This window comes from Nocardia halotolerans, from assembly GCF_042650145.1.
Taxonomy (GTDB): domain Bacteria; phylum Actinomycetota; class Actinomycetes; order Mycobacteriales; family Mycobacteriaceae; genus Nocardia; species Nocardia halotolerans.
The window spans coordinates 1-14,088 of record NZ_JBHSDL010000009.1 but is presented as its reverse complement, the minus strand read 5'-3'; the positions used below and the strand labels follow the sequence as shown (position 1 = coordinate 14,088).

Below are 14,088 nucleotides of genomic sequence, written 5' to 3'. Positions count from 1 at the left end.
CAGGCTCCACGAGGAGGCGAGATGGCGATCGATTTCGATGCGCTGATGCCGCAATTGCGCGCGCTTTGCGAGAAGTACGACGTTATCGAGCTGTCGGTCTTCGGTTCTGTGGCTCGTGGATCGGATGGTCCGGACAGCGATGTCGACCTGCTCTACCTGTTGAAGCCGGATACCCTCATCGGGCTGGAGTTTTTCGGCTTCCAAGAAGAGCTGGAAGAACTCTTCGGCCGAAAGGTCGATGTCGTTCCGAAGAAGTACCTGCACTGGTTCATTCGCGATGAAGTCTTGGCGGAGGCGAAGGACCTGCATGTCGCGGCGTGAAGACCTGTACCTCGCCGATATCGTCACCGCCTACTACAGAATCGCCTCCTACCTCGAGAATATCGACTTCGTGGACTTCCAGAAGGACGATCTCCGGCAGGATGGGGTAATCCGCCAGCTTTCGATCATCGGCGAAGCGGCATCTTCGCTGACAGCAGCAACCCGGGACTCAACTCCGGAGATCCCGTGGAAGCTGGTCCGAGGCATGCGGAACATGTTGATCCATCAGTACTTCGATGCCGACCTGATGATCGTCTTCAATGCCGCCACGAAGAGTGTGCCGAAGCTGGCCGACCACATTCTGGCGATGCTGACAGCACGTGAGCCCGCCGAGGCCGAGCGCGTCCTCGCCCACAAGCCGCCTTGGCTAGACTGAGCCTCCCTGATTTTGTGGAAGGACCCATGTCGAAGTTCGAGAACGTCTCCGTCAGCACGCAGGCCAATGTCTACTTCGACGGCAAATGTGTCAGCTACGACCTCGAGTTGCCCGGTGGCGTCTCGAAGTCGGTGGGCGTGATCCAGCCGTCGCAGCTGACCTTCACCACCAGCGCCCCGGAGGTCATGGAGCTGGTGGCGGGCGAGGCGAAGGTGACCCTCGCCGGTGGCACCGAGGCCCGCACCTACCGTGGTGGTGAGTCCTTCGAGGTGCCCGGCGACAGCTCCTTCGACATCGAGATCGTCGAAACCATGCACTACATCTGCCATTACGGCTGAGAGCGAACCGCGGGGCGGCCGGATCGGCCGCCCCGGTTCGGCTCACTTCACCTGGAACTCGTCCTTGTACAACCGGTTCGGTCGTGGTGCGGTCGCTTCGCTGAGCTGGGCTTCGAAATCGCCCGGGCGCACGGTCTTGGGCCGGTAGCTGCCACCGAAGGTCACCATCACCGAGCCGCCGACGCCGTTCACGCCACGCTCGGAGTTCGCTTCCCGACCGGCGTTGAACACCGTCGCCAGGTCGCGTCCGTCGTTGCCGACCGCGATGGTGCCGTCGTGGAAGAACTGCACGAAGGTGCCGTTGTCGGCCGATACGGTGCCCGCGATCGTGTGTCCCTGTTCCGCGTCGAGCGCGAATTCGGCATCGCTGTTGTGACGACGATCCACCGGTCCCGGAACATCCAGGGTGCGCCCGATGCCGAGCAGCACCGTCTCACCCAGAGCGTTGTGCCGTTCCCGGCTCAGTTCGGTCCACAGATGGGTGGTCGACCAGACCTTCACGCGCCCGTCGTCGAAAAGCGACACCCTGTCGTCGGTGCCGTTGCTGATCAAATATTTCGCACTGTTGGGGGCCATCCCTCGATCATCCTTGATAAGGCCGCCGAAGTCGCCCGTTCTGTGCAGTCGAGGGCGGTGATCAGAAACTCTTGTGTGGCACATCCGCCGTCAGACCGCCGACTACTACGCACTCCGCCCCGGGGCGACCAGCGCATACACCGCATCCGGCTCGGCGGCCCGGGTCGGCGGAATCCGCAGGAAGTCCGCGAGGATGCCTTCGGTCATCGGGGTGCTGGTCAGTCCTCGTCGAGCCGATGCTCGGCACCGTAGGAGGATCGCGCGCGCTGCGATACGACCACCGCGGATCAGCAGGCGATGTTCGCCGCACCCGAGGACTGGAAGGAGATGTGCACGTGGTCGTAGTGATTCTGGGTCGGGCTGCCGCGGTCCTCCATGTAGGACCAGCCGCTGCCGTCGTTGTACCGCTGCTGCCAGATCACGTAGGTGACTCCGAAGCGCGCCTTGTTGGCCAGCACGAACTCCGCGATGGTGTTGCCGAGCACGGTGTTCGAGGTCATCACATCGAGTGCTCGCCCGGCCCCGTGGTCTCCGTCGTAACGACCGTGCGCACCACCGATGTCGCCGACGCCGAACATCGTCTGCAGCAGGTGGCCCACCTGCGCCACATGCGGCAGCGTGCCCTTGAATTCCGTCCCGCACAGCACCTTGGCCTTCATGGCCGACAAGGCCGCCAACTCGTCATCGGCCGGCAGACCGGGCTCCGGCTGCGGCTCGTCGTGCCTGGGCTCGTGCAACGCCGCCCCGGCGATCGGGTCGGCCTCGACAGCCGAGGTCGAGTGCGTGTCCACCGATGCCACCGCCTCGACGTCGGCACTGGGCCGCAGGGTCATCCACAGCATCCCGGGAACGGTCGCCGCGAGGCTGCACACGGCCAGCGGCATGCGGCTCCGGGGAGTCGACGGTTTGCGATGTGAAGCAGGCACGATGTAGTTCACCAGTCGTCGTCGAGATCAGGTCACTGTAAGATTACGAAACAGTCGCGGAAAAGTCACGCCCGCCCGCACACCAGCAGTCGGACCAGCATCTATCACCCGAGGCGATCCCGCAATCCCCGGCTCCGAAGAATCTGTGATCACCGACAGAATTCTCGGCGCAGCGGTCTCGTTCCCGCTTCGAACGCGCCGATGTCGGTGCCCCTTGCTACTTTTCGCGAGTTCGATCTCCACGAGCTCAGCGAGGAACAGATGACCGCCGAAACCACCTATCTCGAACTGTCCGACGACGCGGGCTCCTCGCACAAGTTCTATGAGGTGATCGTAACCGGAATCCACGTGAACATCCGGTACGGCCGCATCGGCGAGCAGGGCCAATCCAAGGCCAGCTCGTTCACCACCGAAGAAAAGGCGCGCTCGGCGGCGCGGAAGAAGATCGGCGAGAAGATGCGCAAAGGCTACGCACCGGCCGTGATGGGTGCGCGCGAACGGCGCAGCGTCACCCGCCGCAGCATCACCAGCCAGCGTTCCACCGCCAAGTCCGCGCCCGTGCTGTGGCGTTTCGACTCCGGCGCCGCCGCCTTCGGAGTCTTCGTCGACGACCAGCGCTGCTGGGTCGGAAACGAACACGGCGAGGTCTGCACCCTCACCCACGCGGGTGTCGTCACCAACCGCTTCCGGTTGCCAGACGCCGTCAAATGCATCGTCGCCGACGATTTCTGGATCTACGCGGGCTGCGACGACGGCCGCGTCTACGACCTGTCCGGAAAGGTCCCCCGCGCCGCTTACGACGTCTCGGCCTCCGACGTCTACTGGCTCGACATCCACGACGGCATCCTGGCCGCCTCCGACGCCGAAGGCGGCCTGACCGTCATCGACCACGAAGAGGAGTCCCTCTGGTCCGCGCGCAGCAAGGGCAACTCGGGCTGGATGGTCCGCGTCGACCCGACCGGCGTCTACCACGGCCACAGCGCAGGCGTCACCAAGTATCACCTGGAAACCGGCCGCGCCCAATGGCATTCGGCGACTCGCGGCGCCGTCCTGTTCGGCTGGCAGGAGTCCGGCACCGTCTACGCAGGCACCTCGGCCAACCAGGTCGAGGAGATCACCAAACAAGGCACCACCACCCGCGCCTACCAGTGCGACGCCGCCGTCTTCTCCTGCGCGGCCTCCCCCGACGGCCGCTACATCTTCGCCGGCGACTCCCACTCCTCTGTTTACTGTTTCGACGCCACCGGCGCCCGGCTGTGGAAACTCGCCACCGGCTGCGGTTCCGCCTATTCCATGCAGTACCACGACGAGAAGCTCTACCTGGTCACCACCTCCGGAGCCCTCGCCTGCCTCGACGTCAGCGAGTCCGCCATCCGCAGCGCCGATCAGGGCGTCGTGCCCACCACTCGCTCGGTGAAAGCGCCCGAATTCTCCGCCGTATCCCCCAGCAGCACCGTGGAAGTCACCACCGAGGTGGGCTCCGGCGTGATCGTCGAATGCCTCCGGCACGGCGATACCCTGCGCGTCCACGTCGCCTCCCCCGGCTACGACCCCCACTGGAACGTCCAGTTCCCCCGCGACCTGCGCCACGCGGGCGCGCGCTACGTCGTCGACGCCGTGTCCGAATCCGCCCGAGGCGGCTTCTACCGCGTCCGCGGCGATATCCGCCGGCTCGGATGAGCCGGCCTTCGTCCTGACATCGCAACACTCTCGCCACCCTCGGCCTTCGGGACGGCACCGTCCTTCGCACCTCGCACCTCGCACCTCGCACGTCGCACCTCGCGCCTCCCGCCGGCGACCGGGGCGCCGGCGTCCGGGGCACCGGCGCGCAGCCGGTTACCCGGACGCCGCTATCGTGTAATCGTCACTGCCACAACAGTATCGAAGGAGCACGTCGGTGCCGGATCGCCTGGACCAGCTGACCGTGACACTCGGAAGCCCACCTCCGCCCGAGTTCGCGACCCTCGAAACCGACGATCTGGCCCACCTCAACGGCCTGACCGAAACGGCCCTCGCGGCCCGCAAAGCCGCCATGGACGACGCGCTGGGAGCGGGCATGCACCTGATCCCCCGCATGGCCCGCCCCGCCGTGCGAAAGGTCCTGGGACTATGAGCAACCTGCGGCACACCGTGGCCGAAATCGCGAAACTGGCACGGGTCATCGACGCGGATCCCGCCGATATGGATTACCTGATGTCCCAACCACCTTCGGCGATCAAAGCGTTCCGCGACCAGCTGAGCGATGAGATGTCGGGCCGCGATGTCGCGCGCATGCAACGAGTCGCCGCCGCGGTCAAACTCGTCCCGAAGCCGATCGCCGCACTGGTCGCCGAAAAGGCCCTCGGCCCCGCCCTGGCCGCCGCGGTCGCCGGCGCGGTCGAGCCCCAACGCGCGGTAGCCATCGCCGAATCCCTGTCCCCGAAGTTCCTGGCCGACGCGACAGTCCTGCTCGACCCGGTCCGCGCCGCCGAAGTGATCGCCCGAGTACCCGCCGACATGGCCGGCGCAGTCGCCCGCGAACTGATCGAACGCGGTGACTACCTCACCATGGGCCGCCTCGCCGGCGCGATGCCCGACTCGGTCCTGTGGGCGGCCCTACCCCAAGCCACCGACAGCGACATCCTCCAGGTCGGCCTGCACCTCGAGGACAGCTCCCAAGCCGAACGCCTGCTCAACATGGTCACCGACCGCGTCCCCGGCATGGTCGCCGCCATGTACGCCGAAGAAAAATGGGCCGACGCGATCTCCCTGCTCGACCTCATCGGCCCCGAACAACGCGCCCGCATGGCCGACATCGTCGCCCAACAGGAAGACGAAGTCCTCGACGGCCTCCTCACCGCCGTCACCCACCTCGACGCCTGGGACGCCCTACTCCCCGTAGCCGCCGGCATGACCATCACCGGCCTCCAACGCCTGGCCCAACGCCCGATCATGCACGACCCCACCACCCTCACCCGAGTCTCCGACATCTCCCTCACCCAGGGCCTCTGGCTCGACCTACTCCCCCTCGTCCCCCACCTCGACCGACCCCAACAACAATGCCTCGCCGAACGTGTACTCGCCGAAAACGACAACGCCCTACGCGAATTGATCATCCTGGCCAGCCCCGAAGCCCCCACCATGCTCCCGCTCGCCCTCACCATCCCCGGCGAACCGCGAACCCGAGTCCTGACCCTCCTCGACGGAATGCCCGAACTCGACTCTCTGGTCGACCTGCTCGACGCTACCGATCACACCGCCTGGGAAACCCTCGTGGCCCTCAACAACGAACTCCCGGGCCGCGTCCGCAAACTCCTCGTCGTTCGGGCTCGCACCTGTGGGCTCGACGAGGTCGCCGTTGCGTTGTCGAACGAGTCCTGACGACGCTACCGAGATAGGAAGCGGCTCACTCCTGCGCGATCGCGCGCCGCGCGTAGGCCGAACTGCGCGCACAGAAGTGGGTCGGCTGCGATCCTGGCACGGGTACGCGTATCAGGCGGATACGGACGCGCACTGACCAACCACTCGCTCCGTATCTCCGCGATTACAACCTGGATCTCGTCGTGCTCATCAATGAGCCGACCAGACCAATCCATCTCCTCGGGCCCATCCTGAAAGCCGGACGAATACCCGAGATACTCGTTCCACACCGCATACGAGGTTGCCAACGCCAGCTCATCAGGCACGCGGAGCTTCAGCAACCACCGCCCGTGCGCCCACTCGTGGTCACCGAGCAGCATGTTCGCCGACATCCGCACCGCGCCTGGTCGCCACGCACGCCCCGGCCAGCACCACACCGGCGGCGCGCCACGACAATCGATCCCACGCCGCCCCATTTCCTCCGCCATATCGGCGTAAGCCCCACGCCAAGACCCACACACCAGGCCCCACTCCGCCCGATAGATCCCGTCCGTCCGAAGGGTCGACAACACCTCCGGCGCCTGCAACGTCCACAACCTCATCGGGCGGTCACGGTGCCTTCAGCGAGCCCCGTATCCGCGGGATTTTCGGTGGTGGCTGTGGTGTTGTCCTCGTGGGTCGGCCGATCGATGTTCGCTGACTCGACCCACCGATCAGCTGACACGCCGTAAGCGCCCACCACCAGGCAGTGATGCCTCAGTTCTTCAACACACAAAGCTTCCCCCACAATCCGTACTGGCACATCGCCTGCCCGGACAATAAGGCCATCGTCGGCCTCGACCCGGACTCGAGGACAATCTTGACCAACAACGTCCTCGACCACTCCTTTCGCTAGCCTGGCACGAGCGCCGTGGAACGCCAAGAAATAGGGCACTGAACGGGCGCGATACCTCACTTCGGTCCGCCGCCGCGATCAATGCTGTGGCCGAACGGCCAAACCAGTCTGTCGCGGCGATGCCGTCAATCCGGAAGATAGCGGATGGGGATCGGGATGGGTATACCGGCGGCCTTCAGTTCTTCGAGAGCGAAGGTCCGGTCGAGGTTGTCGCGGTAGAGGCCGCGCAGGAGGACAGCGATGAGGTTGTGGTGTTCGCGTTCGGAGGCCTGACTGAGCCGACTGATCTCGCGGCTGCTCTGCATGGCGGCTTCGGTGATACCCGCGCTGTCGAACTGCCGGATTATGAGGCCGCCCTCGAGAATCCCACTCCATGGTGTCGTGATCGCGTGGTACGACCTGACCGTATTGAAGAGCATGGAGCGCAACATATTTCGGCTACCCATACCGGGCCGCTCGAGGGGAAGGGCGACCTCGAACAGACGCTGCAGCCCCTCGAAGTGGGCTCGGCGGTCCGCCTTGCCAGGAAGACCCTCGTGGCGGAGATCGAGGATGACGTCCAAGTAGGACTCGATGAGCTGGCGCTGCCCGAAGATGGCGGGCGGAGGCGGGGCGAAATCGTAGTCGTCGAACGACATTCGGCAGTTCCCTTCGGGGCGGTCGCGGTGGCCGTCGCTGCGGGACAGGCCGCGCATACTCGTTGCACCCAGAAGGTGCCCACGGCAACAGTGTTGCTGACCGCTGTCCTGGACCGTCTCGAACGGGGCGAGACGACGCGCGGCATCTGTCGCGCTCGTTCGCCGCTCGGCGCAACCGTCGCCGAGACAGTACACGAACTGGGCAAAGGATCCCGGGTGCAGGCACGGGACACGGTTCCGTTCGCTTCGTGGGCCGCCGCAACGCATTTGGCCGACTATCCGGCTGTCACCGCGTGTATCGAAGCGGACGGCGATATCGACACCACCTGCGCCATCGCCGGCGGAATCGTCGCCGCCCACACCGGCACCGCCACGTTGACCGGGGTGACCCGAGCATGGCTCGACGCCCGCGAACCGCTACCGTCCTGGCTCACCTCAATCAGCCCATCGCGCCGCCGACTCCGCGGCATGTGAGCTGTTCGATTCTCACGACGACAGCCGCTGTCACGCCATCGACCACCGCAGCCCCGAATCGACGGAGGCTTTTGCTGATGCGATGGCCCGTACATCTGTGACGCACGCTGGGTCCGCTCGACGGCGCGCTACACGATCAGCACAAGACGCCGCACACCCGAATCAGCCGTGCTGAGCGCCTGCCAACTCACGTTCGGCCGCGGAGCGGGCACTGAACGGGCACTGCCAGTCCGCAGGCTTGGGCCGACCGGAGTACCGGCGCGTTTCGGGCAGCGTCTCGTACTCCAGCAGGTTCGGGTTGATATCCCCCTGCAGCATGATGTCCTGCTTGCGGATCTTGTCTGCCAGCCGGTCCCACATTCCGTCGGCTTTGATCCGCGCGAACTGCTCGTGGGAGTTGAACGCCAGCATCGGGAACGGTGGGCGACGGCCGAATCGCCGATGCGTCTCGTGCAGGCCGATCACGAAGAACGGGTGTCCCGCCACGCTGTACCGGAACTCGCCGGATTGGGGATCGGACGAGCATCCGTCCGCCCAGGCGAACCGGTCCGCGTCCGCCTCGTGCAGTAGCTGCAGGTGCTCCCACAGCAACTCTTCGAAGCGAAGCTCGTCCACGCCGCGCGGCTGCTCGAAGGTCGCGATGAAGCTCGTGAACTTCCGCGAGCTCCAGTCCGCGCCGTCAACGAACTCTGCCAGGTCAGCAGCCATTGTTCGAGCCGACTCTTCGCCACCCATCACGTCGTAATGACAGTGGGTGATCCCGCCCTGACGCCAGGCGGAGCGACCCGCCAGACAGGCGAACCGATCTCCGAGAAGGAAGTTTCCCAGCTCAGCTCGCGCATCCGTCGTCAATCCCGGAGTTCCTTTCCAAACACATCTGTACCCGAGCGGGTGCGCTCCGAGCCACTCGGCGAATGCAGCCACCTCGCCCACACTGCGAGCTGATCCTGTCAGCGACCAGCCCGATACGCGAATCGATCGAATCGGCACCGAGTATTATTTAGGCCGCTCGAGGGCAGAAACGGACACACGAACGTGTTGCGGATCACGTTCGGACGATCCGGCTCGCCGAGCCGAGCACTCGCCGAGAACGTCCGGTGGACCTGACGGTGTACCGACCTTCCCCTCCGTTGTCGGACCACGCGACGCAACACCCGCGGCATCCTGAGTGACCGCGACCACGGGCGACGATCACCGGGGAACGGTTGTGGCGACCCACGCAAGCGAAACACCGGCTTCCATTGAGGTGCAACGTAATGTATGGCTACCGGCCGCCCGACCGATAGCAGCACCAGGAACTCACTCGCGTGGGTGGTTGCCACGCTGAACGAAGGGTTCGAGGGCCGCCAACTCGACCGAGATCCATCGACGTAGATGTCCAGCGCCCGATACTGCATATAGGCACCCGCGATCCCATCGACTTGTCGGTGGTGCGGCGTAATGTCACGCCTGTCGGCGTTGCGGTGACCAATCGGAGGTTCGCGATGGACGTGCTGCTCGGGATCGGAACACGTAAAGGTTTGTTTCTTGCTCGTAGCCGGGATGGGCGGGCGAGTTGGGAGGTGTCGCCGCCGCAGTTTCCGGTGGCGGATGTGAAGGCGTTGGCGATCGATACTCGGCGGGATTCGCCGCGGGTGCTAGCCGGAGTGTTGAACAGTCACTTCGGGCCCACATTGGTGGTCAGTGATGATCTCGGGGATACATGGAGCGAGCCGGATGATGCACCGCTGGCGTTTCCCGAGGACACAGGGGCGGCGCTGGGAGGGGTTTGGCAGATCGCGCCGGCTACCGAGGCCGAACCGGACGTGGTGTACGCGGGGGTCGAACCGTCCGCGTTGTTCCGGTCAACTGACCGTGGCCGGTCGTTCGAGCTGGTCCGGGGATTGTGGGAGCATCCGCACCGGCCACAGTGGGAACCCGGCGGGGGTGGGTTGTCCTTACATACTGTGCTGCCGCATCCGGTCGACACGCAACGGATAGCGGTGGCAATGTCCACCGGTGGCGTCTATCAGACTGCTGATGGCGGTGCATCGTGGACGCCGACGAACAAGGGAGTCACCGCGGATTTCCTGCCCGGTGAATTACCGGAATGGGGACAGTGCGTGCACAAAGTTGCCCTCGATGCCGGATCGCCGAGCACGATGTATTTGCAGAACCACGGTGGCGTATTTCGAAGTACCGACGCGGGTGTGAGCTGGCAGTCGATAGACGGTGGATTACCGCCGTCGAATTTCGGCTTTCCGATCGTCGCGCATCCGCGCCGGCCGGGCGTGATCTATACCTTCCCACTGGTGGCCGACATGGATCGCTTCCGATTTCCGCCCGACGCCACCTGCGCGGTGTATCGCAGCGAGGACGGTGGTGAGACCTGGTCGAAACAAAACGACGGGCTACCGGAAGTGCCGTTCTGGGCTGCGGTGATGCGGGACGCCATGTGCGCCGACGATGCCGACCCGACCGGCATCTATTTCGGCACCCGCAACGGCGAAGTGTATTGCAGCGCAGACGAAGGCGATCATTGGCAGCTCGTGGCCGACAGGTTGCCGGACGTACTGTGCGTACGCGCCGCGGTCATCGGATAGTGCGATGGCACGCGTCCGCTTGCCCTCCATGCTGCGCACCTACGTCGACGGCGCCAAGGAACTCGATGTCGACGGGACGACCCTGAGGGAGGTTCTGGATGCGCTGCGCGAACGATCGCCCGGTTTGGAACGTCGGCTCCGCGACGAACGTGGGTCACTACGTCGATACGTGAACTTTTATATCGACGGTGATGAATGCCGTCTGGTCGACGGACAGGACACCGCTGTCGGCGCGCGTACGGAAGTGATGATCATTCCCTCGGTCGCCGGTGGCTGATCGCATTCCGCTCCGAACGACTCAGTGGTCAGGTTCGTCCGGCGACGACTCGGACTCGCCACCGTCGCCACGTGCGCTTTCAACATGGCCGACCCTGCGCGGCCGGACCATTCGTCGAGTTCGTCCGGGCCGCGCATCCTCGCCGACCCGTTTGCGGCGCGATGCGTCCAGGTCGATGAGATCCGCGTCTTGCTCGTTGTCACCCGATCCGGGCGGTGCGACCTGCTCGAACGGCAACGTCGCCGATTCACGCTGCAGTTCCGCCCGCGTCACCGGGCGGGTAGGCGCTGGGTCATAGGCCCCATCCCGCGGCCAGCGCCGAGCCGGCCCGACCTCTGATTGGCTTCGCCGCGGCCGCTTCGGCAGCCGCACGACATTCGTCGCGCCGTCGGCCGCCCGGGTCTCCGCCTCGGCAGCTCTCTGCTCGGCCGATTTCCGCCGCATCCGCTCCACCGCATCGAATCGTTTCTCACCTGGCCCGGGCGTGAACCCCGACCCTGTTTCGTGGTCCGTCATCGAACTAGCCGCAGGCAGGCGCCGCGTCACTCGTCGGCAGCACCGCGCCCAGTGCTCCGAATACTGTCCTGCGTCCATCGCTCACATACTCATTCTGCCTCACGCCTCAACACGCGCCCTCAACCCTGCCCCGAGTTGGCGAGGAGCCAGCGGCGAGGGTAGCCATCTCCGTCGTTATCAGGGCGTCTGCGGTCGACGGCACGATCGGCATCGCCGCGCGGGCAAGGAACCCGGAGACCGGTCCAGATCTGCTCGTTGAGGCGGAAACTGTGTTCGCGAGGGCTCACGCTCAGCATGGACCAACAACAACGAACTCCCGAACAATTCCACGGCGACATCGTCGGCGCTGATTACGAAAGCTGGAAACAACAGGAGCGCGGTGAACGGCAAAGCACCACAAGTACTCCATGCGGTCCCTCACTGACCGATGCCGCCTACCATCGCGAGATCATGGTCGGGGCCTCCGCTCATTGGTAACGAATGAATTGCCGACATCGACACAACGTTGGTCGTGGTCAACAGTCCAGGCGCCGTTTGCGCTTGTCGGCGGGTAGAGGAGACGAGCTGTGCGAGTGAGCGGGTGGGCGGTGGCGACCTCCGCTACCGGCTCTCTGAGCGGCATGATCTTGGGCTACAGCGTTCATCGCAGCGTGGGTGCCGGCTGGAATGCACCGTCGGCTGGGCAGCTCTTCGGGACTTCAGCGCTCACGGCCGCGGTGATCGCCGGTGTTGTCGGCGTCGGCGCAACATCGTTGCTGGCATGGGGCCAGGTCCGCTACGCCGCGGTGTTCGGGACAGCGCTCGCCGGACTAGCTGTCCTTGGTGCTGTCAACGCACTACCGGCTCCTGACGAGTGGGACGAGCTCCCGATCGCGCTCGGGATCGCACTGGGTCTGCTGATCGTGCCCGCCCTACTGATCCGAGCTGCGCAGCGGTGGTTCTTCGGCGGCCTGATCGCTGCCGTTGTACTGGGGTATCAGGTCGACAACCTGTTCGGGTCCGATCCCTCCGACTACCGCGCCTTCCCTTCGTCGACGGTTCCGGCGCAGCAACCGTGGCAGTTGGCGGTCGCGCTTCTGTTGATCACCGCGCTACTGGCCGCCATGTGGTGTCGGCGTGGCGAACGAGTCGAGAGCGAACTGTCCAGTACGTCGGTGATGTTCGGGGCCGCCATCGCGATCAGCGCGGGACTTGTCGCGCGGGTGTGGTCGGAATCAGGCTGGCTGGCCGCCGCTGCATTAGTCCTGGTGGCGGCGACGTTCGCGGCAGGTCGGCGGTGGCTGCTGCCGGAGCAGGCGATGGCATTGGCCGCGGCTATGGCTGGCGCCGCCATCCTGGTGGTTGAGCCCGGGCTCGACGTCGAGCCGTCGATGGTCACGCTGGTGGTGGGCAGTGCCGCAGCAGTCGGTGGCGCAGTGTACGGACTGCGATTCCGGCGGCCGGCGTTGGCAGTGGCCGTCTGCGCGGTGGCGGCGCTGCTTGCCACGTTGTCGCACGTTTCGGAGACCGGGTGGGTTCGCGTGGTCGCCGGCGCGGTGCTGTTGTTCGCGATCGCGATGACGGGGTTCTCATGCTTGCCGATCGAGCCGGCGCTCCTGGCCGGGTGGTCGGTGCTTCCGGCGCTGGCCTCGCTCACCAGCCGGGAACTGACGGTGCGCACAGACACGGAATCGGCCGCCGCCGTCAATCGTTGGACCAGCGACTACTACCCGACATGGGCGGCATACGTGCCCGGACGTCTCACCGGAGAGCTAGTGGTGATCGATGCCCCGCAACAAACCTTCGTCTCCCGCCCGGCCATGATCATACCGGGCTTGATCTTGACGGGACTGTGCGCTGCTTGTGCAGTCGGGCTCGCTCGGCACGGTGCGGATGCCAGCCGCGACCGAAACGCTTCGCAACCTGCCGAAGAATCCGGCAGCGACTAGCGGCGGCAGAACTACTGGCAAGTCACACCGACGGACCCGGGCTGCCTCCGGCAGTTCCCGGCCTCCCCAGCGGGCTACCAGCTACCCCCACTGGACTACAGGGGCGGCAGGGGCTACACAGCATCAACACAGCGCCGAGGACTGGTTTACCACCGGCAGCTCGCGGACTTCCCGCAGTCGGCGAGCTCATCGTCGCGCACGGGCGGGCCAGCGGATCTCAGTATCTGAAGGTCCACCCGGGACTGGCTACGCGCCTCCCAGGCAGTTCTCGGGAGCAACCGCGCGCAGTTCACCATGGGCAGCGCGTGAAGTATTCCTTGAGGTCCGGAATGCTCTACCAGCAGATCGTCGGTAGGACAGGATTGCGCTACCGCCACTGTCGGCGTATGCGGCAAGATCAGCGTCATCGTTGTTGGGCACGACCATGGACATGCGCCCAGCGCAGTACCGCCTCTCCGGGACTTGGCCGAAGGGCTTGGGCGGTGACGTTTCTGATCGGGCATACCGGTCGAGTCGCGTTGTGGGCGTTCCCGATGAGTTACCCATGTGCCCACGAAATCAGTTGCCCTGAAACGTAACCCGCAACGCAAAGAGGCCCTCCAGCATCAGCTGGAGGGCCTCTTCACAATAATTGTCCGGCGGTGACCTACTCTCCCACACCCTGTCGAGTGCAGTACCATCGGCGCAGGTGGCCTTAGCTTCCGGGTTCGGAATGGGACCGGGCGTTTCCCCACCGCTATAACCGCCGTAACACTACGAAACCAGACAGCGCTCCCCAACCAACCAAACCCCCAAAACAAACGGGGACCCGATCAATCAGGTTTGCTGCAGTGTCTGTTGTTTCAGATACCGCACAGTGGACGCGTAACACCTTCGATAGTAAGCCCTCGGCCTATTAGTAC

Annotated in this window: 15 protein-coding genes and 1 rRNA gene; 10 read left to right on the top strand and 6 right to left on the bottom strand. The window is 65.1% G+C overall.

The window, feature by feature from the left end:
- Positions 1 to 21: 21 nt before the first annotated feature.
- The 3 genes from ACFO5K_RS09315 to ppnP are packed head-to-tail and all read left to right on the top strand — an operon-like array spanning position 22 to position 1,035.
- A complete protein-coding gene (locus ACFO5K_RS09315) occupies positions 22 to 321 on the top strand; it encodes a nucleotidyltransferase family protein (protein WP_378559064.1) in 300 nt (99 codons plus the stop codon).
- Entirely contained in the window at positions 308 to 697 is a 390-nt protein-coding gene (locus tag ACFO5K_RS09310; RefSeq protein WP_378559061.1) for a HepT-like ribonuclease domain-containing protein, read from the top strand. Before ACFO5K_RS09315 ends, ACFO5K_RS09310 begins: the two co-directional genes overlap by 14 nt.
- A 26-nt stretch (positions 698 to 723) precedes the next feature.
- Positions 724 to 1,035 (top strand): pyrimidine/purine nucleoside phosphorylase, encoded by a 312-nt coding sequence (ppnP, locus tag ACFO5K_RS09305; protein WP_378559058.1) that lies wholly within the window; start codon positions 724 to 726, stop codon positions 1,033 to 1,035.
- A gap of 42 nt (positions 1,036 to 1,077) precedes the next feature.
- Here ppnP and ACFO5K_RS09300 read toward each other — a convergent pair whose 3' ends face one another.
- Entirely contained in the window at positions 1,078 to 1,611 is a 534-nt protein-coding gene (locus tag ACFO5K_RS09300; RefSeq protein ID WP_378559055.1) for a hypothetical protein, read from the bottom strand.
- A gap of 287 nt (positions 1,612 to 1,898) precedes the next feature.
- Entirely contained in the window at positions 1,899 to 2,453 is a 555-nt protein-coding gene (locus tag ACFO5K_RS09295; RefSeq protein WP_378559052.1) for a hypothetical protein, read from the bottom strand.
- Between the two features lie 345 nt (positions 2,454 to 2,798).
- Here ACFO5K_RS09295 and ACFO5K_RS09290 point away from each other — a divergent pair, with 345 nt between their 5' ends.
- The 3 genes from ACFO5K_RS09290 (at position 2,799) to ACFO5K_RS09280 (ending at position 5,897) form a co-directional block, all read left to right on the top strand.
- Positions 2,799 to 4,217, top strand: coding sequence for a WGR domain-containing protein (locus tag ACFO5K_RS09290; RefSeq protein ID WP_378559049.1), 1,419 nt, complete (start codon positions 2,799 to 2,801; stop codon positions 4,215 to 4,217).
- Between the two features lie 217 nt (positions 4,218 to 4,434).
- On the top strand, positions 4,435 to 4,650 hold the full coding sequence (locus tag ACFO5K_RS09285; protein ID WP_378559046.1) for a hypothetical protein: 216 nt from the start codon (positions 4,435 to 4,437) through the stop codon (positions 4,648 to 4,650).
- The gene (locus ACFO5K_RS09280; RefSeq protein ID WP_378559044.1) at positions 4,647 to 5,897 is read left to right on the top strand and encodes a hypothetical protein; all 1,251 of its coding nucleotides are present in this window, start codon (positions 4,647 to 4,649) and stop codon (positions 5,895 to 5,897) included. Before ACFO5K_RS09285 ends, ACFO5K_RS09280 begins: the two co-directional genes overlap by 4 nt.
- 999 nt (positions 5,898 to 6,896) lie before the next feature.
- Here the strand turns inward: ACFO5K_RS09280 and ACFO5K_RS09275 are convergent.
- The gene (locus ACFO5K_RS09275) at positions 6,897 to 7,409 is read right to left on the bottom strand and encodes a hypothetical protein (RefSeq protein ID WP_378559366.1); all 513 of its coding nucleotides are present in this window, start codon (positions 7,407 to 7,409) and stop codon (positions 6,897 to 6,899) included.
- Here ACFO5K_RS09275 and ACFO5K_RS09270 point away from each other — a divergent pair.
- Positions 7,308 to 7,883 carry an ADP-ribosylglycohydrolase family protein gene (locus ACFO5K_RS09270; RefSeq protein ID WP_378559334.1) on the top strand — a complete coding sequence of 192 codons (576 nt, stop codon included), beginning with the start codon at positions 7,308 to 7,310 and terminating at the stop codon, positions 7,881 to 7,883. The two genes, ACFO5K_RS09275 and ACFO5K_RS09270, sit on opposite strands and share 102 nt — an antisense overlap.
- Before the next feature lie 162 nt (positions 7,884 to 8,045).
- Here the strand turns inward: ACFO5K_RS09270 and gntA are convergent, their stop codons facing one another.
- Entirely contained in the window at positions 8,046 to 8,735 is a 690-nt protein-coding gene (gene gntA / locus ACFO5K_RS09265) for a guanitoxin biosynthesis heme-dependent pre-guanitoxin N-hydroxylase GntA (RefSeq protein ID WP_378559041.1), read from the bottom strand.
- Between the two features lie 632 nt (positions 8,736 to 9,367).
- Here gntA and ACFO5K_RS09260 point away from each other — a divergent pair.
- Positions 9,368 to 10,465 carry a WD40/YVTN/BNR-like repeat-containing protein gene (locus ACFO5K_RS09260; protein WP_378559038.1) on the top strand — a complete coding sequence of 366 codons (1,098 nt, stop codon included), beginning with the start codon at positions 9,368 to 9,370 and terminating at the stop codon, positions 10,463 to 10,465.
- 4 nt (positions 10,466 to 10,469) lie between these two features.
- Positions 10,470 to 10,742 carry a MoaD/ThiS family protein gene (locus ACFO5K_RS09255; RefSeq protein ID WP_378559035.1) on the top strand — a complete coding sequence of 91 codons (273 nt, stop codon included), beginning with the start codon at positions 10,470 to 10,472 and terminating at the stop codon, positions 10,740 to 10,742.
- A 21-nt stretch (positions 10,743 to 10,763) separates the two neighbouring features.
- Here ACFO5K_RS09255 and ACFO5K_RS09250 read toward each other — a convergent pair whose 3' ends face one another.
- On the bottom strand, positions 10,764 to 11,258 hold the full coding sequence (locus ACFO5K_RS09250; protein ID WP_378559032.1) for a hypothetical protein: 495 nt from the start codon (positions 11,256 to 11,258) through the stop codon (positions 10,764 to 10,766).
- Positions 11,259 to 11,845: 587 nt separating this feature from the next.
- Here ACFO5K_RS09250 and ACFO5K_RS09245 point away from each other — a divergent pair.
- Positions 11,846 to 13,186, top strand: coding sequence for a hypothetical protein (locus tag ACFO5K_RS09245; RefSeq protein ID WP_378559029.1), 1,341 nt, complete (start codon positions 11,846 to 11,848; stop codon positions 13,184 to 13,186).
- A gap of 633 nt (positions 13,187 to 13,819) precedes the next feature.
- Here ACFO5K_RS09245 and rrf read toward each other — a convergent pair.
- Positions 13,820 to 13,936 (bottom strand): 5S ribosomal RNA (gene rrf / locus ACFO5K_RS09240).
- Between the last annotated feature and the right edge of the window lie 152 nt (positions 13,937 to 14,088).

What these genes read in the sequence shown, in the direction of transcription:
- ACFO5K_RS09315 (WP_378559064.1), top strand. Translation starts at nt 22, where the DNA reads ATGGCGATCGATTTCGATGCGCTGATGCCGCAATTGCGCGCGCTTTGC.
- ACFO5K_RS09310 (WP_378559061.1), top strand. Translation starts at nt 308, where the DNA reads ATGTCGCGGCGTGAAGACCTGTACCTCGCCGATATCGTCACCGCCTAC.
- ppnP (WP_378559058.1), top strand. Translation starts at nt 724, where the DNA reads ATGTCGAAGTTCGAGAACGTCTCCGTCAGCACGCAGGCCAATGTCTAC.
- ACFO5K_RS09300 (WP_378559055.1), bottom strand. Translation starts at nt 1,611, where the DNA reads ATGGCCCCCAACAGTGCGAAATATTTGATCAGCAACGGCACCGACGAC.
- ACFO5K_RS09295 (WP_378559052.1), bottom strand. Translation starts at nt 2,453, where the DNA reads ATGCTGTGGATGACCCTGCGGCCCAGTGCCGACGTCGAGGCGGTGGCA.
- ACFO5K_RS09290 (WP_378559049.1), top strand. Translation starts at nt 2,799, where the DNA reads ATGACCGCCGAAACCACCTATCTCGAACTGTCCGACGACGCGGGCTCC.
- ACFO5K_RS09280 (WP_378559044.1), top strand. Translation starts at nt 4,647, where the DNA reads ATGAGCAACCTGCGGCACACCGTGGCCGAAATCGCGAAACTGGCACGG.
- ACFO5K_RS09275 (WP_378559366.1), bottom strand. Translation starts at nt 7,409, where the DNA reads ATGTCGTTCGACGACTACGATTTCGCCCCGCCTCCGCCCGCCATCTTC.
- ACFO5K_RS09260 (WP_378559038.1), top strand. Translation starts at nt 9,368, where the DNA reads ATGGACGTGCTGCTCGGGATCGGAACACGTAAAGGTTTGTTTCTTGCT.
- ACFO5K_RS09255 (WP_378559035.1), top strand. Translation starts at nt 10,470, where the DNA reads ATGGCACGCGTCCGCTTGCCCTCCATGCTGCGCACCTACGTCGACGGC.
- ACFO5K_RS09250 (WP_378559032.1), bottom strand. Translation starts at nt 11,258, where the DNA reads ATGACGGACCACGAAACAGGGTCGGGGTTCACGCCCGGGCCAGGTGAG.